Annotated in this window: 1 pseudogene; it reads left to right on the top strand. The window is 61.4% G+C overall.

Going from position 1 to position 233, the window contains the following annotated elements:
* Window positions 1-209, top strand: a pseudogene (locus tag AAEY79_RS16515) (8-oxoguanine deaminase); the annotation flags it as partial.
* Window positions 210-233 lie beyond the last annotated feature (24 nt).

Here is a 233-nt window from a genome sequence, read left to right as displayed (position 1 = left end):
ACCTGGCACTGTTCAAGCTCGATGAACTGCGCTTCTCCGGCAGCCATGACCCCATTTCCGCACTGCTGCTGTGCGGCGCGGACCGGGCAGACCGGGTGATGATTGCGGGTCAATGGCGGGTGATCGATGGACAAGTCGAAGGCCTTGACCTCAAGGGCTTGATCGCCGATCACAGCCAGGCAGCGCGCCAGTTGATCGCCGGCACCTAAGCCAGGCACCAATCAAAATGTGGG

This window comes from Psychrobacter sp. GW64-MNA-CIBAN-0177 (assembly GCF_040309585.1).
In the GTDB taxonomy this organism is placed as follows: Bacteria; Pseudomonadota; Gammaproteobacteria; order Pseudomonadales; family Moraxellaceae; genus Psychrobacter; species Psychrobacter okhotskensis.
The sequence above is the reverse complement of the archived record's forward strand: the minus strand, read 5'-3'. Positions and strand labels throughout refer to the sequence as shown.